General features: G+C 57.1%; 20 protein-coding genes and 3 pseudogenes. 8 read left to right on the top strand and 15 right to left on the bottom strand.

What is annotated here, in order from left to right; all coding sequences use genetic code 11:
• Positions 1-204 precede the first annotated feature (204 nt).
• Together ACR0JI_RS21230 and ACR0JI_RS21225 are read left to right on the top strand one after the other, a co-directional pair.
• Positions 205-438 (top strand): type II toxin-antitoxin system CcdA family antitoxin, encoded by a 234-nt coding sequence (locus tag ACR0JI_RS21230; protein ID WP_480478403.1) that lies wholly within the window; start codon positions 205-207, stop codon positions 436-438.
• A complete protein-coding gene (locus ACR0JI_RS21225) occupies positions 438-737 on the top strand; it encodes a CcdB family protein (protein WP_480478405.1) in 300 nt (99 codons plus the stop codon). Before ACR0JI_RS21230 ends, ACR0JI_RS21225 begins: the two co-directional genes overlap by 1 nt.
• Positions 738-746: 9 nt before the next feature.
• Here the strand turns inward: ACR0JI_RS21225 and ACR0JI_RS21220 are convergent, their stop codons facing one another.
• On the bottom strand, positions 747-1796 hold the full coding sequence (locus tag ACR0JI_RS21220; protein WP_480496522.1) for a Fic family protein: 1050 nt from the start codon (positions 1794-1796) through the stop codon (positions 747-749).
• 238 nt (positions 1797-2034) lie between these two features.
• Between ACR0JI_RS21220 and ACR0JI_RS21215 the strand changes: the two are divergent.
• Positions 2035-2342: pseudogene (locus tag ACR0JI_RS21215) on the top strand (ATP-binding protein); the annotation flags it as partial.
• Between the two features lie 322 nt (positions 2343-2664).
• Positions 2665-4497 (top strand): TPR end-of-group domain-containing protein, encoded by a 1833-nt coding sequence (locus tag ACR0JI_RS21210; protein WP_480478409.1) that lies wholly within the window; start codon positions 2665-2667, stop codon positions 4495-4497.
• Positions 4498-4643: 146 nt separating this feature from the next.
• Here ACR0JI_RS21210 and ACR0JI_RS21205 read toward each other — a convergent pair.
• The 11 genes and pseudogenes from ACR0JI_RS21205 to ACR0JI_RS21155 form a co-directional block, all read right to left on the bottom strand.
• A pseudogene (locus ACR0JI_RS21205) lies at positions 4644-5017 on the bottom strand (IS6 family transposase); the annotation flags it as partial.
• Positions 5018-5045: 28 nt separating this feature from the next.
• Entirely contained in the window at positions 5046-5675 is a 630-nt protein-coding gene (locus tag ACR0JI_RS21200) for a pyridoxal phosphate-dependent decarboxylase family protein (RefSeq protein ID WP_480880407.1), read from the bottom strand.
• A gap of 24 nt (positions 5676-5699) precedes the next feature.
• On the bottom strand, positions 5700-6116 hold the full coding sequence (locus ACR0JI_RS21195; RefSeq protein WP_480478413.1) for a hypothetical protein: 417 nt from the start codon (positions 6114-6116) through the stop codon (positions 5700-5702).
• Between the two features lie 224 nt (positions 6117-6340).
• Positions 6341-6988 (bottom strand): tyrosine-type recombinase/integrase, encoded by a 648-nt coding sequence (locus ACR0JI_RS21190; RefSeq protein WP_480478649.1) that lies wholly within the window; start codon positions 6986-6988, stop codon positions 6341-6343.
• A gap of 110 nt (positions 6989-7098) precedes the next feature.
• On the bottom strand, positions 7099-8703 hold the full coding sequence (locus ACR0JI_RS21185) for an amidohydrolase (protein ID WP_480478623.1): 1605 nt from the start codon (positions 8701-8703) through the stop codon (positions 7099-7101).
• Between the two features lie 10 nt (positions 8704-8713).
• Positions 8714-9637 (bottom strand): ABC transporter ATP-binding protein, encoded by a 924-nt coding sequence (locus ACR0JI_RS21180; protein ID WP_480478625.1) that lies wholly within the window; start codon positions 9635-9637, stop codon positions 8714-8716.
• The gene (locus ACR0JI_RS21175; protein ID WP_480478419.1) at positions 9634-10614 is read right to left on the bottom strand and encodes an ABC transporter ATP-binding protein; all 981 of its coding nucleotides are present in this window, start codon (positions 10612-10614) and stop codon (positions 9634-9636) included. Before ACR0JI_RS21175 ends, ACR0JI_RS21180 begins: the two co-directional genes overlap by 4 nt.
• Positions 10611-11468, bottom strand: a complete 858-nt coding sequence (locus ACR0JI_RS21170) for an ABC transporter permease (RefSeq protein ID WP_480478651.1) — start codon at positions 11466-11468, stop codon at positions 10611-10613. The genes ACR0JI_RS21175 and ACR0JI_RS21170 overlap by 4 nt, the downstream gene beginning before the upstream one ends.
• Before the next feature lie 11 nt (positions 11469-11479).
• Entirely contained in the window at positions 11480-12418 is a 939-nt protein-coding gene (locus tag ACR0JI_RS21165; RefSeq protein WP_480478422.1) for an ABC transporter permease, read from the bottom strand.
• Positions 12419-12492: 74 nt separating this feature from the next.
• Positions 12493-14055, bottom strand: coding sequence for an ABC transporter substrate-binding protein (locus ACR0JI_RS21160; protein WP_480478424.1), 1563 nt, complete (start codon positions 14053-14055; stop codon positions 12493-12495).
• 21 nt (positions 14056-14076) lie between these two features.
• Entirely contained in the window at positions 14077-16056 is a 1980-nt protein-coding gene (locus tag ACR0JI_RS21155) for a CocE/NonD family hydrolase (protein WP_480496528.1), read from the bottom strand.
• A 130-nt stretch (positions 16057-16186) separates the two neighbouring features.
• Between ACR0JI_RS21155 and ACR0JI_RS21150 the strand changes: the two genes are divergently transcribed.
• Both ACR0JI_RS21150 and ACR0JI_RS21145 read left to right on the top strand, forming a co-directional pair.
• Positions 16187-16954 carry a helix-turn-helix transcriptional regulator gene (locus tag ACR0JI_RS21150; protein WP_480478426.1) on the top strand — a complete coding sequence of 256 codons (768 nt, stop codon included), beginning with the start codon at positions 16187-16189 and terminating at the stop codon, positions 16952-16954.
• A 385-nt stretch (positions 16955-17339) separates the two neighbouring features.
• Complete coding sequence (locus tag ACR0JI_RS21145; protein WP_480478428.1) at positions 17340-18134, top strand: SDR family oxidoreductase; 795 nt, start codon at positions 17340-17342, stop codon at positions 18132-18134.
• Positions 18135-18347: 213 nt separating this feature from the next.
• On the opposite strand, the gene ACR0JI_RS21140 is transcribed toward ACR0JI_RS21145, so the two are convergent.
• Positions 18348-18800, bottom strand: a complete 453-nt coding sequence (locus ACR0JI_RS21140; protein ID WP_480496524.1) for a hypothetical protein — start codon at positions 18798-18800, stop codon at positions 18348-18350.
• Positions 18801-19030: 230 nt separating this feature from the next.
• Here ACR0JI_RS21140 and ACR0JI_RS21135 point away from each other — a divergent pair, with 230 nt between their 5' ends.
• The gene (locus tag ACR0JI_RS21135) at positions 19031-19903 is read left to right on the top strand and encodes a LysR substrate-binding domain-containing protein (RefSeq protein ID WP_480478635.1); all 873 of its coding nucleotides are present in this window, start codon (positions 19031-19033) and stop codon (positions 19901-19903) included.
• 179 nt (positions 19904-20082) lie between these two features.
• On the opposite strand, the gene ACR0JI_RS21130 is transcribed toward ACR0JI_RS21135, so the two are convergent.
• Positions 20083-21099: a nuclear transport factor 2 family protein gene (locus tag ACR0JI_RS21130; protein ID WP_480496526.1), complete on the bottom strand. Its 1017-nt coding sequence runs from the start codon at positions 21097-21099 to the stop codon at positions 20083-20085.
• A gap of 294 nt (positions 21100-21393) precedes the next feature.
• On the opposite strand from ACR0JI_RS21130, the gene ACR0JI_RS21125 reads away from it, so the two are divergent.
• Positions 21394-22011, top strand: a complete 618-nt coding sequence (locus ACR0JI_RS21125; protein ID WP_480478436.1) for a GNAT family N-acetyltransferase — start codon at positions 21394-21396, stop codon at positions 22009-22011.
• 372 nt (positions 22012-22383) lie between these two features.
• Here the strand turns inward: ACR0JI_RS21125 and ACR0JI_RS21120 are convergent.
• Positions 22384-23387: pseudogene (locus ACR0JI_RS21120) on the bottom strand (ornithine cyclodeaminase).
• Positions 23388-23479 lie beyond the last annotated feature (92 nt).

Genomic DNA, 23479 nt, shown 5'->3' with positions numbered 1-23479 from the left:
AAACGGTAGCCCTTCAGGCGTGGCATCTCAGCTGGTATATTCATGGAGACCGGCTAAACAGCCTCAGGTGCGACTGCAAGTTGGCAATCCCGGTGACATTTCTACTTTGCGCAGCCGGTGACATTTCTACTTGGTTGCAACAGACATGCGCATACTTGACGCACATTGATTCTATGCATAATCTCCTTACTTAAGGAGATCATCATGCCCCCTGCACCGGTCAGAAAACCTACAAACCTGACGCTCGACAGCGATCTGCTGTCGGATGCCAAGGCTCTGAATGTGAATCTGTCTCGCGCCGCGGAAGAAGGTGTGCGCGCAGCAGTTACCAAAGCACGTGAGGAACAATGGCGGGCGGCGAATGCAGCAGCACTCGAAAGCTCAAATGCGTTTGTCGACAAACACGGCTTGCCGCTTGATCGGAACCGCCAGTTCTGATGGCAAAGTTCGACGTCTATTCCGGCTCCGATAACGATACACTTCTGCTCGATGTCCAGGCAGATTTACTCGATGCCCTGAACACGCGCATGGTCGTACCCCTGATGGCTGTAAGTAAGGCGCCGATACCGGCAAAGCGGCTGAACCCGGTATTCGCGATCGATGGCGCCGAATATGTCATGGTGACGCAGTTCATGGCGGCTGTTCCCAGATCGATCCTGCGAGAACCCGTCACCAACCTGAACAGCAGTTTCGAGGACATCACGTCGGCGATCGATATGCTGACGCAGGGGTTCTGAGGCCGGTTGCTACCGAACCGAATACCAGGCGCCCCGAGCCTGGCCGTGAAGCTCCAGATGGCCGTCATGCACAAGCGCGCGAAAATGCTGTTTGAGCGTATTCCGGTTGGCGCCTGTAAGCTTTACAGCCTCCGCCATTGTCAGACGCCCGTGTTCCCGCGTCAGTTCGTAGAGTTTCGCTGCCAGTTCCGGCATGGCACCCATCATCAGCTTTTCTCGTTCAACGCGGATCCTGAGGCGCAACATTTGCTTTTGCAGGGCGTTCAGGAAAAACTCCAGCCACGGCGTCCAATCGGGCTCAGCGCTTCGGATTGTGCCCTGGGTTTGCCGCAGCGCCAGATAGTAACCTTCCTTGCTTTGCTCGATCACGCTTTCGAGGGAGCTATACGGCACATAGGCGTACCCTGCCCTGAGCAGCAACAGCGTGGTCAAGACCCGGCTGAGCCTGCCGTTCCCATCCTGAAACGGATGTATCTCCAGGAACACCACGACAAATATCCCGATCGCGATCAGAGGATGCATGTCCCGTTTCTGGACGGCATCACTGTACCAGCTGATGAGTTCCGTCATCAGCCGGGGTGTGTCAAACGGTGTCGCCGTTTCAAACACAATCCCGATCTGTGCGCCGGTGTCGTCAAACGCGGCGACACTGTTGGAGGAGGTTTTATAGGCCCCCCGATGGCGCTCATCCTTTTCGCTGTGCTTCAGGAGGTCCCGGTGAAGCTGAAAGATGTGGTTTTCGGATATGGTGATGTGGTCCCACGCCTCGAACACCGTTTCCATCACTTCTGAGTATCCGACGACTTCCTGTTCATCCCTTGTGTCGAAGGTTTTGATTTCCAGGTTGGACAGAAGCCGCTGGACTTCCTGATCGGAAAGCTTGCTGCCCTCAATCCGGGTGGACGAACCGATGCTCTCAATGGTTGCGACCCGTCTCAGCGCCGCCAGCCGTTCCGGCGCCAATGTGCCAAGGGCTTGCCAGGCGCCTTTGAACTCGTCGATTTCCGAGATTCTGGCAAGGATTGTTGAGGTGATAACCAGTGTGTCAGTTCTGAACATACCCAAAACAACACCCATTTACACCCATTTGTCAACCCACTTCTACACCCATTTACACCCAAAAAGCTTTCGCCGATTTTCTAAATCAATACTGCCTCTAGCAGGCATTCAATATTTCACCACCTCAGACCCATGGTTCCCCTCGTTATCGGTCCATTCTACACCAACTGCTCTCGTATAACTGCCTCGCTGGCATGCCCTGGAATGAATAACCCGGCTTGGCACTGAATCTGGACTAGATGACCGCCGCCTGCAACGCCTGCAAAAACAACTGGCAGCACAGGACCTGCTGATCATCGACGAACTTGGTTTTGTGTCGTTGTCAAAGACCGGGGCGGAATTGCTGTTCGAGGTCATCAGCCAACGCTATGAGCGCGGCTGGATCCTGACACCTCGAACCTGCCCTTCGATGAATGGACCAAAACATTCGGATCGGAGCGCCTCACTGGTGCCTTGCTCGACCGGCAGACCCACCACGTCAGCATTCTGGAGATGAACAGAGAAAGCTATCGCCTGGCACAGAGCAGGGCCCGGCAGAACTCCTAAGGCACAGAAGAGATTGGTCCTGACGGACCAAGACGCCTTGGCAACCGCCAGCTATTTGGGAGCGCGTTTGCCAAGGCGCCGGTCACCCAAACAGTGGACGACTTTTGCTCCGCCCAATGGCAGACTTTCTCACCGCCGTTGACACAGCGAATGTCTCCTCTGACGGGCTGCACCGCCACCGAGGTCGGCTTTTGAGCCCAATTGGGACCGTGCAAATAAGGTTTTCCTGACATTTTTCTTCTGGTTCTGGACCGATTGCGCTCTGCAATTTAGGCTCCGCTTTGTATGGATGCCAAGCATAGGAAATTGATCGGAGTCATAAGTGGAACGACGGCTGTCAGCAATCATGGTAACTGACGTGGTTGGCTTTAGCCGCCTGATGCGGGCCAATGAGATTGCCACGCTGCAGGCTTTGAAGAGTCACCTCGACGATGTAGTCGAAGGCCAAGTTAGGGAGCATGCCGGGCGGGTCGTCAAAAGTACCGGCGATGGCTTCATTGCCGAGTTTCCGAGCGTCGTCAACGCAGCAACCTGTGGTGCCGAAATACAATCTCGTATGCGCACCCGCAATCTCGACATTCCCATCGACAGGCGGATCGAGTTCCGGATTGGCATTAATGTCGGAGACATCATTCATGATGGCGATGATGTCTTCGGCGATGGCGTCAATATTGCAGCCAGGATCGAATCTTTGGCACGCCCCGGTGGCATAGCTGTGAGCGCGCCTACGCGTGCTCAGATCAGCGTGGATTCAGGGCTTCGCTTCGAAGATGGTGGGGAACATATCTTAAAGAACATCGATCAGCCTTTACAGGTGTTTCATCTAGCCAGCAGCGGCGCACAGGAACTTCCAGCAGATGCACCGCTGCAACGCAACAAATCAGTTGCGGTGCTGCCACTGATAAATCTGAGCGAAGACCGGGAACAGGACTATTTTGCCGACGGGATCACCGAAGACCTGATCGTGGATTTGTCAAAGATTTCCGCCTTGTTCGTGGTCGGGCGCAATGCTGTGTTTGCCTACAAGGGCAAATCGGGCAACTCCTCGCAGATAGCACGCGAACTGGGCGTACGATACCTGCTTGAAGGCAGTGTGAGACGCGCTGGCAAACGCGTGCGCGTGACGGCGCAGCTGATTGACGGCACGACGGGGGGGCATGTCTGGGCTGACCGTTACGACCGCGACCTGGAAGACATTTTCGAGGTGCAGGACGAAATCACGCGAACTATCGTCGATCAGTTGCGCATCGAGCTGAATGTGTCGGAAGAACGTTCCATCGCTGCGGCTCCAACTCGCGATGTCGACGCCTATAGCTACTACCTGAAGGGCAGACACTTCTACCATCTGCGGATGCATGACTACATGGCGCGCGCGCGCGCCATGTTTGAGGAAGCTGTAAAGCTCGACCCCACATTTGCGCGCGCCTATGCGGGCATCGCGGACTGCGACTCCTGGTCAACAAGTTGGTTGGGCGCAGGCATCGATCGCGACGCGATACTTGCCTCAGCCGAAAAGGCCATCGAACTTGAACCGAACCTAGCCGAAGCGCATGCTGCCAAGGGGCAGGCCCTGTTGGGAGCGGGACAGGAAAGCGCAGCGCGTGCTTCGATGGAACATGCGCTTACTGTCGATCCGTTGTGTTATGAGGCACATTACTACTACGCGCGTTACTGCTGGACATCCGGAGACACTGAGAAAGCCAAACTCCACTTCATCCGCGCGCTTGAAATTCGGCCAGATGATTACCGCTCACCACTACTCCTTAACATGATCCTGACTAGGTTAGGTGAAAAGAAGACAGGGAGGGATTATGTCGATCTAGGCTTGCGCAGGGCAGAAATTGCCGCCGATCTGTATCCTGACAATCCTGACCCGCTCGAACTTGGCGCGTCGATACTCGCCCAGCGAGGCGAGTTTGACCGCGCGCGGGAATGGTTGGACCGCGCATTGCGAATACGGGGCGGAAGTGACGGTGGTAGTTTCAACATTGCTTGTGTCTATTCGCTTTTGGGCGATACGGATCTGGCTCTGAATGTGCTCGAACGTACTGCCAAAGATGCAGGACCTGACGTGCTTCAATGGCTATCGGTCGATCCGGATCTTGATGCGATCCGCGACCATCCCCGCTTCAGGGAGTTGATAAAACAAGACTAGCCTACATGAGAAACTTACTCGTAGCTGTGCTAACATTGCTGCTCTAGATGCCTTCGATCAGTGGCGGAGCTACGCACTTGACATGACCGCGTGATCGTACCCGCATCAGACTTTTGCAATCAGTGCAGAATAAGTTGGCAATCCCGTTTCCTGAAAAAGCGCTTTGCGGCAGCTTTGTTCCGGCGGGATTGAATCAAAACGTCCAGAAGTCACCGTTGGCATCAACCGCGCGCCAGAGCCAGTGTTTACGCCCCAAGATTGGCACCACGACCTCATCGAGATGCCATTTGCCCGCAGGACGCGGTCGATCCCGTCGGACCTTTACGGCAAACTGAGCCCCAAAGCGTGCCACCCAGTCCCGGACAGTTTCGTAAGAAACCGCGATCCCGCGAGAGGCCAAAAGATCCTCAACATCACGCAGGATGAGTGCAAACCGATGGTACGCCCAGACCGCGTAGCCAATGACCGAGCGCGGGAAACGAAAACCTTTGAGGCGGGAAAGATCACACAGATTCAACATGGCAGCGCGCTACAACGACGAGACCGCTTCAACAACCTGGCAATGCCCCTCTTGCACGCCGGGATAGCTCCGGCGTTGAATCACTTGGTTCCCAATGCTCTGTTGTTTCCGGGAGATAGGCGCCGCGGGCAGACATTGACGCAACGAGCGGCGCCCGGTCGCGCACGATAACCATGCCTGCATCGAATGGAGCATTAAGCCACTTGTGCAGGTCAATCGCCCAACTGTCCGCTTCAGCAACCCGCTCCAACCGGTTTGCCAGTTCGGGTACAGCAGCGAGCCAGAGCCCGAAAGCACCATCCACATGAACCCAGCCGTTCCGCTCGCGCACCATTGGGATGAGCTCGGCAAACGGGTCGAAGGCGCCGGTGTTTATTTGACCTGCCTGCAGGATGACAAGCGGCGGGCTGCTGCAGCTGTCCAGGGCAGCCCGGAACGCATCCGGCTTTATCCTCCCTTCGCCGTCCGCCGCGACGATGTTTGTCCGGCCCGCGCCAAAGCCAGCATAACGCAGGGCAGCGAATGGGGCGGAATGCGCATCCTGCCCGATCAAAACGGGAATCTCGGGTGCCGAAAACAGCCCGTCAGCTTCAACATTCCACCCCTGGGCAGCCAGCAGCGCATTGCGTGCGGCCATGACGCCAACCATGTTTGCCACTGTGCCGCCGGTCACAAGACCGGCTCAGCTTTCGGGCGGCAGTGACAGCAACTCTATTACCCAGTTGCAAACAGCGCGCTCCATTCCGGTTATTGCGGGCGTTTCAAAAGATGAGCCCGCGTTCTGCCCCCAGGCTGATACCAGAATGTCGGCAGCTACACCGACGGGATGCGACGCGCCGAGGACATAGCCGAAGAAGGTCGGCCCCGCCATTTTGTGCAGACCGCCTTCAGAAAGTTGCACGATGTCCCCGATTACCTCACTTTCCGGCACCCCCGTTTCAGGAAGAGGGCCCAAAAAGCGGCTGGCAGCTTCACCAAGTCCCAAGACAGGCCGGGCCGGCCCATTTGGCAGTTCCTCGCGGTAGGTTTTGGCTGCCTTGAAGGCTGCCTCTAAAGCTTGCGCCTGCCCTTCACTCAAACCTCGCCGCACTCGTCCCATCTCAAATACCCGCTACCAGAATACTATCCGTGGGAAGGTAACATGGATTGCACCGGAATGCCTTTGTTTACATGTGGCCAAAGAGCGTTTCGTACCGGCCGAGGCATTGGTTGGATAGAAATGCTGCATCTGGTTGCTAATGGCCGCTTTGGCGACCGCTGCATGCGGCGGCGGGTTGTGAAGAATGTCGGCTAAGGGCCGCCAGCGAAGACGGCCCGAAGTTGTTAGATTTCAATGGCCTCAGCGATTGCTAGCGCGTCTTCAAGTTCGACGCCCAGGTACCGGACAGTGCTGTCCATCTTGGGGTGCCCAAGCAGAAGCTGAACCGCCCGCAAGTTGCCGGTCTTCTTGTAGATCTGGGTCACCTTTGTCCGCCTCATCGAATGCGTGCCGTAGGCACTCGCCTCTAATCCGATCGAAGTGACCCAATCGCGGACGATCCGTGCATACTGGCGAGTCGAGATATGAAGACGTTCATGGAAGCGGCCGGGCCAAAGGTACTCTGAGCCGATCATGAGTTCATCCTCCATCCACTTCTCGACCGAGGCTCTTGTGCCTTCCGAAATCTCGAAACGCACTGGTTTCTGCGTCTTGCTTTGCAAAACGGAAGCCCGTTCTTTGATCTGGCCAGATGCCATGACATCGACGACTTTCATCTTCACCAGGTCACAACCGCGCAGCTTGCTGTCGATCGCCATGTTGAACAATGCTAGGTCGCGATGGTTTTCGGCCAGTTCAAGCCGAACCCGGATCGCCCAGACATGCTTTGGCTTCAGCGGTCGTTTCTGACCGACGATGCGGCCCTTGTTCCAGGCAGGGCGCAGGGCGCGGATTGCAGGTAGATTTGGTGTTTCCGTGACTGATCCTCCGATCCGCCATGCCCTCCCACAACGACAACCCGACGTTGACGGGGGATTTAATCACGAGTGAATGCGGCACTCGAAGTTTGCTTTGGCAAGGCTGCCAGAATGCCGGCGAGTGATCATGGACCGTACACCACTTCGCCTCGGCGAACCGTCATCGCCACGCTTAGATCCACTAGGTTGTCTGGAACTGCAATGGGATTGTCCGACAGCACTGCAAGGTCGGCGGCTTTGCCCGGTTCGATCGAACCTCGACGGTCCTCTTGGAATACCTGCCAGGCAGCGTCGATTGTTTGTGCCCGTAAAGCAGAAAGGACGCTAATCTTCTGGTCCTCCCCTAATATCCGTCCGCTTGATGTGGTTCGGTTGACGGCGCAATGGGCTAGATGAAGCGGTCTTGTGGGGGTGACGGAGGCGTCGTTGTGAAGCGTGTAGCGGACGCCAAAACGCTCGGCCGACGCGGCCGGAGACAATCGGTCGGCGCGCTCTGGCCCCAGGAAAGTGCTGTGATGCCGGTCACCCCAGAAATGAATATGGGCGGAGAAGAAACTGACGGTTATACCAAGATCCGCCATGCGTTTCAGCTGATCGTCGCGCAGTGTTTGCCCGTGGATGATCGTGTGTCGGTGATCCGCGCGCGGGTTGTGATCCAGGGCGGCGGCCACGGCATCTATAAACATGTCGGCCCCTGCATCGCCGTTGCAATGGCAATGTATCTGGTGGCCGAGGTTGTGCAGTTTTCTGACTTCGCGGCGGTGATCCTCTTCTGCAACATAGGGCATGCCGCAGGGATTTCTCCGGTCGATTGGCCGATGATATGGCTGCGAAAGAAAGGCTGTTTGAAGCTGGAAGGCTCCATCGGTGAAGAGCTTGCGCGGCCCAAGCGTGAAATGGGGATTTCCTGGCCATTCCAGCGTCTCCGACAAGTCCGGTTCTAGCTCCCCGATGGGCAACAGCATCAAGCCGATACCGGGGTCTTGGTCTTTTGAGAGCGACGCAAAATGGTCCAACATAACGCGCGATGTCCATGCGTTCTGCGCGTAAGTCACACCATGCATAAGGTATTCATCGCGACAGGACGCAAATCCTTCCCAGAATCTCTTGCGGTCGATCAGGAAGTCGGTGTCGCCCATTTCCCCCATAGCGGAAAGACCCTCGATGAGACCGGTAAGTTCCCCGTCTTCAGCACGGCCAAAGCGCCCACCCAAAGGATCGGGCGTATCGCGGCTGATGCCCCTCCGGGCGAGGGCGACGGAATTCGCGACACCGTTATGGCCTGAAGCGTGCAGCACCCAGACCGGGTGTTCTGTCGACACGCTGTCCAATTCTGCCCGCGCCGGCATTCGGCCTTCCGCAACCGCCGTGTTGTCGAACAGCACGCCCATGACCCATTCACCTTTGGGCGTCTCACTGGCTTTGGCGCGCAGACGTTCCAGCGCTTCGCCCATGTCTGTGCAATTGCCACGCGGAGGCGCGGCGAGATCGACACGGAACAAGGCGATGAAGCCCGGGTCAGGAAAGTGCCCGTGTGGGTCGATGAAAGCAGGGATAAGTGTCTGACCTTGCAGGTCATGAAGCCGCGTGCCTTGGGGCATCTGCGCCCGCAAGGCAGCCTCAGCGCCGACGGATTTGATCGTTTCGCCAACTGTCAGCACCGCCTCTGGCTCCGAGTTGGTCGCATCCATCGTCAGGATGGTGCCGTTGAAGTAAAGCGTTGCCTGCATTGGAGCCCAGTCAGGTCAATGGTGCAAGGCAGCGGAGGCCGTGACCCTCTGATACCTCCCAGCTTGGTGTCTGAGTGCAGACCTCTTGCGCGAAAGGACAACGCTCGCGGAACTCGCAACCGGATGGACGACGCAGTAGGCTTGGCGGTTCCCCCTTAAGCGCAATCCGTTCCAGCCGCGCGTCGGGGTCAGGTTCGGGGTTCGCGCTGAGAAGACAGCGGGTGTAGGGGTGGCGCGGATTTTCGAAAATGGCTTCGGTCGTTCCTTCCTCGACCAGGCGCCCCAGATACATGATCCCCATACGGTCGGCGACGTGACGCACAACGCTGAGGTTGTGGGTGATGATCACCATCGCCAGCCCCAGCTGTTCGCGCAGGTCATTGAGAAGGTTCAAGAGTTCGCCCTGAACGGACACGTCCAAACCTGCTGTGGGTTCGTCGGCAAGGATCAACTTGGGTTCCAGTGCAAGAGCCCGCGCCACGCCGACCCGGCGCGCCTGACCGCCAGACAGTTGATAAGGATAGCGGTTCGCAAAATGTGCGGGCAGGTTGACCATCTTCAGCAGTCGTTTGGCCTCTGATTGCAGGTCCCGGTCTTTCATACCTTGAATGCGATAGGGTTCGGTTACCAGATTGCCGATGGTCAGACGCGGCGACAGACTGCCGACCGGGTCCTGAAACATCATTGCGATGTCCTTGCGCAGCGGGCGCAGACGCTTCTCGGGCAAGCCGCGAATTTCCTGACCGTCGTATTTGACCGAACCGCCCTGCGCCGGGGCCAGCCCGGCAATCGCGCGGATGACCGTGGTCTTGCCCGAGCCACTTTCGCCGACCAGCGCATAGGTTTCCCCCGGAGCCACATCGAAACTGACTCCCGCCAGAACATTAACCGGACCATAGCTGGTTTGAAGATTATCGACAGATAGAAGGCTCATGCTGTGACCTCCTCTTGGTTCAGCCAACAGGCGGCAAGATGACCTTCGCCAAGCTTCTCGAGCGGAGGGACGTCTGCTGCGCATTTCGACATCGCCTGATCGCAGCGATCGCGGAAAATGCAGCCGCCGGGGAGATTGGCGAGATCGGGAACCTCGCCCGGGATCGTCGGCAAGACACGGGCGCGGGTCTTGATATGGCCCGGGTCGCATTCGATCAGGCGGCGGGTATAGGGGTGCTTCGGGTTGTGGAAAATTTCGCGCACATCGCCGCTTTCGACAACGGCACCCGCATACATCACCACCACCCGATCACAGAGTTCGGCGATCACACCCAGATGGTGCGAAATGAACATAATGGCACAGTGCATCTCTCGCTGAAGTTCTTGCAACCGCTCGATGATCTGCACTTCAAGCGTCGCATCGAGCGCCGTTGTGGGTTCGTCGGCGATCAGGAGATCGGGTTCTGACATCAATGCCATGGCAATGGCGATCCGCTGGCGCATGCCGCCGGAAAATTCATGCGGGAACTGGTTCAGCCGGGCCTCCGGATCGGGAATGCCAACTGCACCCAGCATTTGCGCGGCCTTCGCGCGCTTCTCGGCCTTGCCTGCAGACGACCGGTGCTGAATATCCATCATTTGCTGACCCACCGACAGGACCGGATTGTGCGTCTGCATCGGGTCTTGGAACACGATAGATATATCGTCACCGCGCAGATCACGCATTTGGCGCTCGTTAGCTTTCAAAAGGTCCTGCCCTTTGAAGCGCACCGCGCCCTGACGGAACCGCGTATTGGGCGCGGTCAGCCGCAGGATCGAGGAAATCAGCGTGGATTTCCCGCAGCCACTTTCGCCGACGATTCCCACGATTTCGCCCTTGCGGACATCGAAAGTGATATCCCGCAGGGCCTTTAGATCGCCACGCTCGGTTTCATAGTCGACGCTGAGGTGGTCGATTTCCAGTAATGTCTCGGTCATCGGTTCTTCCTCAGTTTGGGATCAACAACGTCGCGCAGGGACTCACCCAGGAATGTGAAGCCAAGGGTTGCGATGATGATCGGCAGGCCGCCTCCGACGACCAGCCAGGGTGTTTGACGAATCAGTGCATAGCCGTCTTTCAACAGCGCCCCCCAACTTGGAGTTGGTGGCTTCACGCCAAGGCCGAGAAACGACAATCCAGCCTCAAGAGCGATCACTGTGGGGATGTCCATGGCAGCCAGAACAGCCAGTACACCAATGATGTTGGGCAGCATATGCACACCCAGAATGCGCGCCATGCTGGCCCCCATGGAGCGTTCGGCCAGGATGAACTCGGAGTTGCGCAAGGTCAGCGTCTGTGTCCGCGCAACCCGGCCATAGGTCGGGATCGAGGTCGCCATGACCACAAAGACCACCGTTTGTAGGCTGGGGCCGACAAGCGCGACAACCGCCAGCGCGAACATCACGGTCGGGAATGACCGGATAGTGTCAAAGAGCAGCATTAACAGGTTGTCGAGCCATTTGGGCCCGTAGCCAGCGATCATGCCCAGTGTCAGGCCGATCACCATGGCACCAAAAACGGCTGGCAGGGCGACCTTGAGGGCCACTTGCCCCCCCATGATGACACGGCTGAAGGTGTCGCGGCCCAACTGATCGGTGCCCAGCCAATGGGCGGCTGACGGGCCCTGCATGCGGGCCTGAATGTCCATTGCAATCGGGTCGTAGGGAACGATCCATGCGGCGAAGATCGCGCTGAAGACGATGGCACCGACGATGATCAACCCCATCAGGCCAAGCGGGTTCTTGGCAACTCCAGTAAGGATGATCCCAAGTTCGGAGCGGGATTTTTCGATTGCAGCATCGGTCATGTCGAAGTCCTCGCACGTGGGTCCAGCCAGGCGTTGATCAGGTCAGCAAGGGAGGTCGAGACCACGAAAAGGCCCGTTGAAATCAGGACTGAGCCCATCACGATCGGGTAGTTGCGTGTTGTGATGCTGTCGATCACCAGCTTGCCAAGGCCCGGGCGGGCAAAGACGATTTCGGCAAAAACGGCGGCACTCAGCAGGAACCCCATCCCCACGCCGATGACGGTGACAACCGGCAGGATGGCGATCCGCAGGGCATAGACCATGACGATCCGCCGTTCGGCCAGTCCAAAGGCACGCGCTGTGCGGATGTGGTTTTCGCCCAGAACTTCAAGCATTGAGGCACGCACGAGCCGCGCGATATATCCAACCCAGCTAAGCCCGATGGCAAAAGCGGGCAGCACCAGATGGTCCAGCCTGTCCACGAATCCGTCGCCCACACCAATAGCCGGAAACCATTGAAGCTGAACCGCGAAAAGCAAAAGCGACAACAAGGCCACAACAAAGGCTGGAGCGGCCACAAAACTGACCGACAACACCGCGACACAGCGGTCAATCAAGGTGTTGGGGTGGGCTGCCGCGTAGGCCCCCAGGCCGATGCCCAAGGCGGCTGACCAAATAATTGAGGCGAAGATCAGCTCCAGCGTAAAGGGCAGCTGCTGGAACACGATCTGCGTAACCGAGCGGCCCGAGAAGACATCCGTGCCAAGATCACCCTGCAGCATATTGCCGTAGAAGATCACCAGTTGCCGCCAGATCGGCTGATCCAACGCCAGCTCTGCCGTCAGGCGCGCCTGCAATTCCGGCGTCGCGCGGGGGCCCAGCATGATCTGCACCGGATCGCCCGGCACCGCGCGGATCATCAGGAACATCAAAGTTACGGCCACAAGCAGGATCAGCGCTGCCAGCGCGAACCGCCTCAGGGCAAAGCTCAGCATAAATCTTTCCTTTCCCGAACTGGGAGTTTACGTGCGGCCACCCGAAGGCAGCCGCACGTCCAGGCGTGGGGAGGTCACGCCTTGCCGAAGTACCGGAGCAGCGAAAGTCCATCCGGGCGCAGAGCAGGAACCACGCGCGAGGAATGCACAATCGGCGTCGCCTCATGAGTGATGAAACGATAGGCGCCGCTTTCTTCCATCAGGTCCTGCGCGCGCTGGTACATCTCGGCCCGTTTCGCTGTGTCTGTCTCGGCCGATGCCGCCGCGTGGAGCTTGTCGAATTCTTCGTTGCGGAAGCGTTCCCAGTTCCAGATGCCTGCTTGTTCGGTGGTGAACCAAGCCGTCGCATAGGACGGATCGGGTGCCATCGAGAAGCGGTTCAGAACAAGTTGCAAATCTTCGTTGTCTCCACTGGCCCAGAAGGCGCCGGATTCAAGCACATTGATTTCCAGTGTGATACCGATCTGTGCCAGCATCGCCTGAATGACCTGCGCCATCGTGGTGTAGGTCGTCTTGTTCAGGATATCGAGCGACAGCGTGACGTTCGTTTCACCGGACTCTGCCAGCAGCGCCATGGCCTTTTCGATATTGGCCTGTGGTGCCACCATGCCTTCGGCCCGGTTCCCCGCCAGACCCGGCGCGATGATGCCGGTCGAAGGTTCGGCCGCCCCGAAGTAGGAAGCCTCCAGGATCGTCGGCACATCGATGGCGTGCTGAATGGCCTGGCGCAGCTTTTGGTTCTGCAGTTTCGGGTGATCCAGGTTCATCCCCAGCCAGACGTAGAATAGCGATGGGTTCTCGACGAGGGTGCCGCCATTTGGGACGCTATCGCGATAGCGTGCCACAGAGCCGAGAGAGACCCGGGTGAGGTCAAGCTCGCCCGCCTCAAAGGCGATCTCGGCGGTGTTTTCGTCGTCGATCGGATAAATCTCGATCGTATCCCAAGCTGGTGCGTCGCCTTTCCAATCGGGGTTGCGCTGCAGCACCGTCTTTTCCTTGGGGCTCCAGCTTACGCGCAGGTAGGGGCCACTTTCGGCGACGGGATCAGAGCCGATACGGCCGCCGGCCGCTTCGACGGCAGCCTTCGAGACGATGTTGCCTGTGATATAAGGCAAAGCAATCGACCAGAGCGGCGCAAAAGGTTCGTTCAGAACGATTGTGCCTTCGCGTTCGCCAGTCACGTCGACATGGCTGAGCGGTCCCATATCCGGCTTGTTCGGGCTTTCGGTGGCGTCCGCCACGATGCGTTCAAAGCTGAACTTCACGTCCTCGGCGGTCATCGCACCATGGCCGTTGGTAAAGCCGATATCATCACGCAGGGCGAACTTGATGTGGGTCGGGTCGACCTGTTCGATCATTGTGGCGGCATCCAGTTGCCAGCCCCACTCGGAGCCAGGCTTGTACTGGATCAGCTTGTTGTAGATCGCGGCATGGATTTCTTCCTCCACGACGCCGACGCTGTGCGCAGGGTCCATGTTTGGTGCGTCACCATAAGATCGCACGCGCAAAACACCATCGCCCTGGGCGAATGCGCGCCCGGCCCAGCCCATCGGTAGAGAGGCCGCCGCGCCGAGTGCGGTCGCCCCTTTCAGAAAGTTGCGGCGCCCTGTGGGTGCCTTCATCCATTCGATTTTCATAAGTCGTCTCCCTTTGGATGGTTAGAGAAGCCCGCGAGGAACGGTGCGCGACCATTCCTTCGTCAGGACTTCGGTTTGATCAGGCCCTTCGGTGGCCCGTAGTTCGCGGTGAAGGTAGAAATTGCTCTCGTCGCAGGACATGTGCGATCGGGTTTCGATCCGAACTTCCCATGCGTCCCGTTTGAAGTGAAAGTTCCATTTCGCACTGAACCTCGCAGAAGCGGGATCTTCTGGATGAATGGCATAGTGCATGGTGACGTCGCTGCCGCTAATAAGCCCATGATAGGGGTCACGCGTCATGCCGAAATCATCGAACGTATCAAGCGTCGTGCGACCCTTATCGTCCGTACCTCGCTGTACCGAACTCGACGGTTCGCGCAGTACATCCGCATTGAGCACGGGAAAGCTGTCAGGCGGTCCCGGATTGGCGGGCTGGGGTTCGAGTCCGACGCTGCGCTCGGGGATAACCAGTTCGCAACCTTCGGTCTCAAGCGCAATCGCGGCTGATTTGGGCGAAGGCCAGACAATCGGCCAGTAGGAGGTTGAAAGTGCCAATCGCAGGCGATGTCCGGGTGCCAACTGATGCGCACAGGCGTTCAACGCGAACTCCACATCGTAGAGCTCGCCTGGCACCAAAGCTTCTGGGGCCTCGTGACTGTTGTGGTGCGTCAGGTTGAACGGTCGATAAGTGATGCGTTGCGACGTACCATCGGGCGCTACATCGCACAGCCGCGCAACAATTTGCGCAACCGGCTGGTCAATGCGGAACGCCAGTTTCAAACGCGGACGTCCGACGATTTCCAGCGGCGCCTGAAGTTGAAGGTCCAAACAGATGGATTGCCCGTCGTCATCTCTCTGATCGCCGGGCAATTCGTTGTCGATCCGCATACCCGGGCAGAAATACCCGCTGGCGGTCCCGACGTCTGCGGGGCTTGAGATGACGATCGTTCCGGATACAGGATTGGTGCCAAGGACGCCGTTGCCCAAATAGTACGAGCGATCTCGAACATTTTTCGACGGCCAGTTTTCTTCAGCAATCCACCGCCCTTTGCGCGGCTTGTTTTTGCTGGACGGATCGTCATGCTCCTGCACGAATGTCCTGAAATCAGGCAGCGTTTCGGCCCCGTTAAGCTCGCCTTTAAGCCAACGGTCGAACCAACCGATGATCTCCGAGTGGGCATCTGCGGCCTCGATCTTCGAGATATGCGGATAGCGATGCTCCCACGGTCCGATCAGGGCCTTGGTCGGTGATTTCAGGTTTTCCACCAAAGTCAGCGGTGTGTTGATGTAGGCGTCCGCCCAACCGGTGATCGCCAGAACGGGGACATCGATCCGTGACCAGTTTTCGCAAACAGATCCGTGTTTCCAGAAGTCATCGCGGTTCGGATGCGCCAGCCAGTCCGCCGCAAGGTCCGGCAAGCTCTCCAGCCGGGAGATCCAATCTTCGCGCCAGTCAGCGCGCAAACCAGGGTCGGCAGGTCGAGACAGATAGGCGAACATCTGCGCCGCCCAGTTGGCGTTGTCGCTTAACAAGCAGCCGCCCATGAAATGGATGTCGTCGGCATACCGGTCGGTCGTCGAGGCAATGCTGACGACGGCCTTTAACTCGGGCGCACAGCGATAGGCCAACTGCAATCCGTTGAAACCGCCCCAGCTGATCCCGATCATGCCAATGTTGCCGTCGCACCAATCCTGTTCCGCAATCCATGTCAAAACAGCTTCGCCGTCGGACAATTCCTGCTCTGAGTATTCATCGTCAAAACGGCCTTCGCTGTCACCCGTCCCGGCGATGTCGACGCGCACGCAGGCGTAGCCATTCGCCGCGAAAACCCGATGGGTCGTTTCATCGCGCGGCGCAGTGCCGTCACGTTTGCGGTAGGGCAGGTATTCAAGAATTGCCGGCGCGGGTTCTTTAACATCGGGAAGCCAGATCCGGGCGGCCAGTCGCCGTCCGTCTGGCAGAACGATCCATTCGTTCTCAATTGTGTTGATACCGTCCAGCACGTTTCCCACCACAAGCAGTTTGCAGGCACATCGTGGCGCGGACTAATTTGTATACCAAGTAAGCGACTTTACACATATGTACGCAAGTGTAAGCATATCAGTTAACAATTGCGAAGGTTCTTGCAGGATGTCGGAAAATTTCTCAAATAACCTGCGGTCGCTTTGCGCGGACTACGGCAGTATCGCCCAAGTTTGCCGCGACATTGGCCTGAACCGGCAACAGTTCAATCGCTATCTGAACGGTAGTGGCATGCCATCTGCCCACAATCTGCGGCGCATCGCGCAGCACTTTGACGTCAGCGAAGAGGATCTGGAGGCCGACCCGGCGGCCTTTGCGGCAAAACGCACCCGCATGCAGAACCCGATCAGAAAAGGGCCGGCGCGGCTTCTTTCCAGCATATTTCAGAACCAGGCCGGGCCACTCCGCCGTTACCTCGGCTTCTACCATGGGCATTTCGTGACACCCACCTGGGAAGACAGAATCATGCGTACGCTGATCTGGCTGCGTGAAGAAGACGGCTACATCGTGTCACACACTTTCGAGCGTGCGCTGAGCGACGACGAAAGCATCGTTCAGAAGACCAGGTATTCAGGACTCGCGGCCTACAGGGGAAATCGGATTTATCTGCTGGAAAGCGCAAATAGCGAGGACGGCTTTCTCTCTGAGTCGATCCTCTTTCCCGCACACCGCCAACAGATCAGGTACCTGAACGGTATGACGATGGGCGTTGCCACGAGACCGCGAATGGCGCCTTACGCCTCGACCACAATCTGGAAGAGAATGTCCGAGAGAACTTCGATCCGCGAGGCGCTGAAGCAGACAGGGATTTTTTCTTTTCAAGACACGAGGATCGACGTGATTGTGCGAAAGCTACTGATGGACGCCCGATCCTGACAGCCGGCGACGCGGTTACAGCGAGGATTGCTTACGCAGCGAATGGCAGCAATGCGGGCTGCAACCGCAGCATCCGGGCCTGTCGGTGAAAGGCTGGTAAGGGCCGTCCCTGTTTGGGTTTGTGGTTCTCGATGGGTAGAATGCTGCAACTGACCCAATGACCGCGAAGATCCCATAATGAACGATGCTGCAAAGTCTATGAACGGCTGCTGCTATCAGCTTGATCATTGGGGTGCCGCTTTCTATTATGTAATTATCCGAAGAAGAGGAGAGAACTACGATGGACAAACGGCACCGGTAACCCGGAAACCCGCCTACTAGGCGGAACTGCGCCTCGGGCGACCAACGCTCGGACTCCATCGAATTCATACCTTACGGAGCTTTCATGCCCAGATTAAAGAAAAAGACAGCCCTCATAACTGGGGGTGCCCGCGGCATTGGTGCCGCCATCGCAAGCGCCTTCCGCGACGAAGGTGCCGACGTCATCCTGACAGATATCGACGCTAAGACCGGGCAGGCCATGGCCGACCAGATCGGTGCAACTTTCGCGCGCCTTGATGTGGCTTCCGAAGCGGCGTGGAATACGGTTGCAGAACGCTTTCCCGCCCTTGACGTTCTGGTGAACAACGCTGGTATCACAGGGTTTGAAGGGCCGTTCGACGGTGCGCCACCTGCTCATGATCCCGAAAACGCTGCTTTGGCTGACTGGCGGAAGGTCCATACGGTGAACACCGATGGCACATTTCTCGGCTGCCGTTATGCGATCCGAGCTATGCGCGCGAAGGGTGCAGGCAGCATCGTGAACATCTCATCCCGTTCCGGTCTCGTCGGCATCCCGATGGCCGCTGCCTACGCGGCCTCGAAAGCCGCTATACGCAACCACACGAAGTCAGTCGCGCTTTACTGCGCCGCGCAAGGGCTGAACATCCGGTGTAACTCTATCCATCCAGCGGCAATCATGACGCCGATGTGGGAACCAATGCTAGGCAACGGTCCGGACAGGGCTGAACGCGAAGCTGCAATGGTGGCAGACACACCCATGCGGCGGTTTGGCGAAGCGAAAGAGGTTGCAGCCCTTGCCGTGCTGCTCGCTTCAGACGAGGCGGCCTACATGACCGGAACAGAACTAACGATTGATGGCGGCATCCTCGCGGGTACTGCTGCAACACCCGGCGATTGATTATAAGGCGGGGCGGGCGATCTTTCGTCCGTTCCCGTGCCTATATTGGGGACATTGCCTCAATCGCAGCGAAATCACGGTTTGTCCGCGCTGCCGCCATCTGAGCTCAAAAGAGCCCCGCTGCGTTGCCGCAGGTCCAGTTTGAGCCCATTCCACCGACTGCCAGGGGTGGGTAGCCATCGGTAGTGACAACCTACAGCAATCGTTCTGAAATCAGTTTCCCGCGTTTGCCTTGTCGCGGTTCCACCAACGATTGGGATTGGAATTATGCGGGTCGTAGCTGGCGCGGCTGGCCCAACAATCCTTGATGAAAATCAAAGGCTCTTCGTAATGATGCACATCGCGTATTGCATCCAGAACGCGCCCAAGCGTTTCGGGCTTCTGCTCGACCGAAATAACGACAAGGACGCTTGGGAAAGTTTGAACCTTATTGGCGGCTCCCAGATGCACGGCACTGGTTGAGTTTTCTTCCGGCAAGTAAGTCTCGCTGCCGATAGCGCTGACAAATGCATTGCGCTTGTACCGGCCATAGATCAGTGGATCGACCTCCATCACGTTGTCGATGATCTTGTCCGCATCTTCAGGTGTCGCCTGAATCTCGATCTGCCATACGCGTTCCACTGTGCCTGTTCGTGTCTTGAGTTTGCTGATGTCGATGCTTTGCATTTTCCTTGTCCGTTATCTTCTTTATGCCATGGCCTCTCGGGCCTGATGATGAACGCCAGTCACAACCTGAAGCCGAATTGTGCGGCGGTGATATGCGTGTTGCCACGAAGATCGTTTGTGCGATCAAACCAAGCATTGAGCGGGCCTCCTTCGGCGACAGTAGGCTTGCGTTGATTATTTCGGAAACGAATAATATTGCTAAGCGTGATGAGATATGGAAATCTTACTTCATGAAGCGTGATCTCGAAATCGACCTGCTGCGATCCTTCGTCGCCGTCGCGGCGCATCGAAACTTCACGCATGCTGCAAAGGCCATTGGGCGCACGCAATCAGCTGTCAGCCTTCAGATCAAACGGCTTGAAACCATCGTGGAGAAATGCCTCTTTGAGCGGAGCCGTCAGTCCGTGTCGATCACACAGACCGGCGAAGCGCTGCTGGTCTATGCAAATCGCATTCTGGCCGCGAACGATGCTGCGCTGTCACATCTGCAACGCCCCGAGGCGGAAGGATTGATCAGGATCGGCGCGCCTGATGACTACGCGACTTTCCTGCTGCCTCCGATTCTGTCCGCTCTGGCGAAAGCGCATCCCCGATTGCAGTTCGAGGTGACATGCGACAATGCCTGCGATCTGCTGCTTTTATTGACGAAGGGACATCTGGATGTGGTCGTTGCGACGCATCGTCCAGATGCGGTCGCTGGACAGGTCGCGAGGCATGAACCGCTTCATTGGGTTGCCTCTCCCAATTTCATTGACGATCACGATCAACCTCTTTCGCTCGTTCTCTTCCCATCTGGTTGTGTGTGCAGGGAAATCGCCTTAGACGTATTGAAGCGCATCGACCGCCAATGGCGCATTGCATATTCCACGCGCAGCATAGGGTTGATCGAGAAAGCCCTTCTTGACGGATCGTCGGTTTCCGTGATGGAGGCCTCTGTCATACCACCTGTTCTCAGGATCATTGACGGACAGGCAGGTTTGCCCTCGCTGCACGAGGTGGTGATATCCGTTCACCAATCGAACACCTGCGAAGCGCACGTGGCACTCGCGGCCGACTTTCTGGTAGAAAAACTGGGAAGGGCTCCTCTGCGAGCCGTTTCATGACACGGGCCTGACAGCAGCGCTGAATTGAGACCGGACATTGGAATCTCCGGCCTGTGTGGCAGATTCGTCCCGCTTATTAGAAGTCGGAAGCAGCGGTGGCGAATGGCCGCTGCTTGGCCGGAGCGGTCGTCCAGGCCCTTAAGCGGACTTCGCCACGCGGTCCCGTTTTATCGAAGGGCTTAACGCCAGTTCAGCTTAAAAATTGTATGTTCACCGTCCAGCCCTTTGAGCGGAACTGTTATCTGGTCGGCAAACGGAAACTCCGGTGATCCGCCCACCATGATCCGAGTCGCATCCGAGACGAGGATATCACTGGGTGCGGCGAGGGCCGCGATCCGTGCGGCCTTGTTGACTACGGTCCCAAAGTGATCGGCATCAGAAGTAATCACTTCGCCGGTATGCAGGCCAATGCGGATTTGTAATTTTGGCTCTTTCGGTTCAGCTGAGTTTTTCTGTTGGATGTTCTGAGCCGCCAACAGGGCTGCCCTTGCGGAGGCGAAGGACGACATCACGCCGTCACCCAGTGACTTCACCAAGCGCCCACCACTTTCGACGATCTGGGTCACGACCAGTCGTAGATGTCTACCAACGGCCTCGCTCCAAAGTGAATCGCCTATCGCTTGAGCAATTGTCGTACTGTCAGCGATATCCGTGAACATGATGGTCGCTATGCCGCTTTGGCCGAGTTCGTATGGTGTAGAGAGGGCGGCATCGAGTAGCTCTTCAAAACCCCTTGCCTCGTAGCCGAATCCTTCGACGTTGTTGACGGGGATAGAATTGTGAACATGCACGATCTTCCAAGAGCCCTTGTCGAGCTTCAGAATGACGGTGGAGCGCAGTCGTGCGGACTGTCCGGTTTCGATCCCGTCGATTGTTGCCTCCCACTCCACCCACCCGAGTGATCCGCACTCAAATCCGCGAATTTCTTGTGGATCCCAATGGAAGCGTGGGACTTCACCGATATACTGCTCCATACCGCGACGCAGTGCATCGCCCCTCCACGACTCGCCTTGGGCCGAACCAAAGTACGACAAGGCGGCATCATCGGAGAACAGATGCACCACGGTTTCGCCATCACCTCGGCCGTAGGATTTGATCCAGCGTTCAACAATGGCTGCAAGTTCTGGCGAAGGTCGTATCGTATCCGTCATGTGAGCGACAATAAGAGCTTCGTGTCCTAGCGCATAGAGTTCCATGGACGGAACTTTCTTGCTAGCGCCATCCTATTTGGTCGCAGATGTGCTTGCTGCCAACGGAGGCTTTGTCCGCGATCTGTGAGTTTATGAACCATGCGGTGAATGTCCGCACCTAGCGGTTCGCAACGCGCTGCACATGCAAGGGCGCAAAGGGTGAGCAAGGGCAACTGTGGGCTCACTCGACCATTCGAGGCAATTCGCGGAGAAAGTCGGCAGAGAGCCCGGAGCAGTCATCCTTCGTTGCTTAAGCAGGAAAATAAATTGCGCGTTTGACAACAAGTGTTTGCGGCCCTCATGCTAAAACTTGAAAATCGAGGTGGAACGACCAAAGGTAATTCCATGTTTAGATCATCAACCCGAAGTGAAGCAGAAAGTTTGTTAAGCGGACTTGCTCTTGGATTTTCTGCGGACCCATTCATGCGTTGGCTGTATCCTGAACCTGCCGATTTCCTTACCCACTTCCCGCGAGTAATGGACTTCTTTGGAGGGCGTGCATTTGAACAGGGCAGCGCGTTTCGAAACGACGATTTCACCGCTGGCGCACTTTGGCTTCCGCCAGGCATTTACCCCGATGAAGAACGGCTTGTCGCCTGTTTTGAGCAGACGGTCTCACCAGAAAAGCATAATGCGTTGTTCGAAACCTTTGGGCAGATGGACAATTATCATCCGGATGAGGACTGCTGGCATTTAGCTTTTATTGCGGTCGATCCATTTCGCCAAGGAAAAGGGTTGGGGTCCGCCTTGCTTGAATGCTGCCTCAAACGCTGTGACGAAGATGGAAGACCTGCTTACTTAGAGTCGACAAACCCTACAAATCTATCGCTGTATAAGCGCTATGGTTTTCAAGAGATGGGTCTAATCAAAGCCGACCAAGCCCCACCCCTGTTTCCGATGTTTCGAGCCGCCCAATAGCGATAGATCAAACGGCTGCATTGTCCGCTCTGCCGTCATTGCCCTATCGGAAATGCTGCGCGATGCACGAACGGCAGGTCTGGGGAAGCTGCCCTGCGGCGACGCTCGATCTAGCCAATGTCCGGTGAGGGCCGTCCCTGTTTGGGTTTGTGGTTCTCGATGGGTAGAATGCTGCAACTGACCCAATGACCGCGAAGAGCCCTTTTTGCCGAATGCTGCAGGCTGCACGAGCGACGACAATGCACGGATAGCCGACCTTGGACTTATGGAAGGCTTTCCTGCCCCGGCACGATCATGTGCCAAGGCCACGGTCGATATTAAGACGCTTCGAATCAGGCAGAGGCTCAATGGTAAGCGTGATGGGCTACTCCCTCAGGCGCTTCGGGCGCGTTCGCGTTCGATCATGCCAAACAGGTCGCGTGGATCGTCTGGGTCTGCAATCATGTCGAGATGTTGCCATTTATCTGTCTTCGCGATCTTGTCACGAAGCCAGCGCAGAGCGGAAAAATCCTCGATCGCAAAGCCGACGCCGTCAAACAATGTGATTTGACGATCATCTGTGCGGCCATCGCTGGTACCTGTCATGACCTGCCACAGTTCCCTGACCGGATGGTCGTCTTCCAGCTGCTGGATTTCACCTTCGATACGGGTCTGCGGCGGGTATTCAACGAAGATATCTGAGCGCAGCAGGATGTCTTTGTGCAGCTCAGTCTTGCCAGGGCAGTCGCCGCCGATGGCGTTGATATGGACGCCCGCGCCGACCATATTGTCGGTCAGGATAGTTGCATATTGCTTGTCGGCGGTACAGGTGGTGATCACATCCGCGCCCATCACCGCTTCTTCCGGGGTCGTGCATGCGGTGATGCTCATGCCTGCAGCTTGCAGGTTTGCGATGCATTTCTCTGTTGCAGCAGGATCTGTGTCGTAAAGGCGCAGATTCTCTATCCCGCAAATGGATTTCAATGCCAACGCCTGGAACTCGGATTGCGCACCATTGCCGACCATTGCCAGTGTCTTGGAGTCCTTGCGGGCAAGGTATTTGGTCGCGACGGCAGAGGTAGCAGCGGTGCGCATTGCGGTCAGGATCGTCATTTCAGTCAGCAAGACCGGATAACCGGTATCAACCGAGGCCATCAGTCCAAAAGCGGTGACCGTTTGCATCCCGCCTTTCATGTTCTTCGGGTGGCCGTTCACATACTTGAAACCGTAATCGATGCGTCGGACGTCGGCATCAGCTCAATCACTCCCTCATCGGAATGGGACGCAACGCGCGGGGTTTTGTCAAACGAGGGCCAACGGCGGAAATCCTCTTCGATATAAGCTGCGATTTCGACCATGCAGGTCTCGACGCCGATCTCGAGGATCAGACGTATCATGGGGATTGCCAACTTATTCTGCACTGATTGCAAAAGTCTGATGCGGATACGATCACGCGGTCATGTCAAGTGCGTAGCTCCGCCACTGATCG

It is taken from the genome of Ruegeria sp. N10 (assembly GCF_056531545.1).
The sequence above is the reverse complement of the archived record's forward strand: the minus strand, read 5'-3'. Positions and strand labels throughout refer to the sequence as shown.

Bases quoted from the DNA above. Each gene is read 5' to 3' on its own strand.
- ACR0JI_RS21180 (WP_480478625.1), bottom strand. From the start codon at position 9,637: ATGAGCCTTCTATCTGTCGATAATCTTCAAACCAGCTATGGTCCGGTT.
- ACR0JI_RS21150 (WP_480478426.1), top strand. From the start codon at position 16,187: ATGTCGGAAAATTTCTCAAATAACCTGCGGTCGCTTTGCGCGGACTAC.
- ACR0JI_RS21185 (WP_480478623.1), bottom strand. From the start codon at position 8,703: ATGCAGGCAACGCTTTACTTCAACGGCACCATCCTGACGATGGATGCG.
- ACR0JI_RS21195 (WP_480478413.1), bottom strand. From the start codon at position 6,116: ATGGGACGAGTGCGGCGAGGTTTGAGTGAAGGGCAGGCGCAAGCTTTA.
- ACR0JI_RS21225 (WP_480478405.1), top strand. From the start codon at position 438: ATGGCAAAGTTCGACGTCTATTCCGGCTCCGATAACGATACACTTCTG.
- ACR0JI_RS21130 (WP_480496526.1), bottom strand. From the start codon at position 21,099: ATGGAACTCTATGCGCTAGGACACGAAGCTCTTATTGTCGCTCACATG.
- ACR0JI_RS21125 (WP_480478436.1), top strand. From the start codon at position 21,394: ATGCTAAAACTTGAAAATCGAGGTGGAACGACCAAAGGTAATTCCATG.
- ACR0JI_RS21140 (WP_480496524.1), bottom strand. From the start codon at position 18,800: ATGCAAAGCATCGACATCAGCAAACTCAAGACACGAACAGGCACAGTG.
- ACR0JI_RS21160 (WP_480478424.1), bottom strand. From the start codon at position 14,055: ATGAAAATCGAATGGATGAAGGCACCCACAGGGCGCCGCAACTTTCTG.
- ACR0JI_RS21135 (WP_480478635.1), top strand. From the start codon at position 19,031: ATGAAGCGTGATCTCGAAATCGACCTGCTGCGATCCTTCGTCGCCGTC.
- ACR0JI_RS21220 (WP_480496522.1), bottom strand. From the start codon at position 1,796: ATGTTCAGAACTGACACACTGGTTATCACCTCAACAATCCTTGCCAGA.
- ACR0JI_RS21230 (WP_480478403.1), top strand. From the start codon at position 205: ATGCCCCCTGCACCGGTCAGAAAACCTACAAACCTGACGCTCGACAGC.
- ACR0JI_RS21165 (WP_480478422.1), bottom strand. From the start codon at position 12,418: ATGCTGAGCTTTGCCCTGAGGCGGTTCGCGCTGGCAGCGCTGATCCTG.
- ACR0JI_RS21145 (WP_480478428.1), top strand. From the start codon at position 17,340: ATGCCCAGATTAAAGAAAAAGACAGCCCTCATAACTGGGGGTGCCCGC.
- ACR0JI_RS21175 (WP_480478419.1), bottom strand. From the start codon at position 10,614: ATGACCGAGACATTACTGGAAATCGACCACCTCAGCGTCGACTATGAA.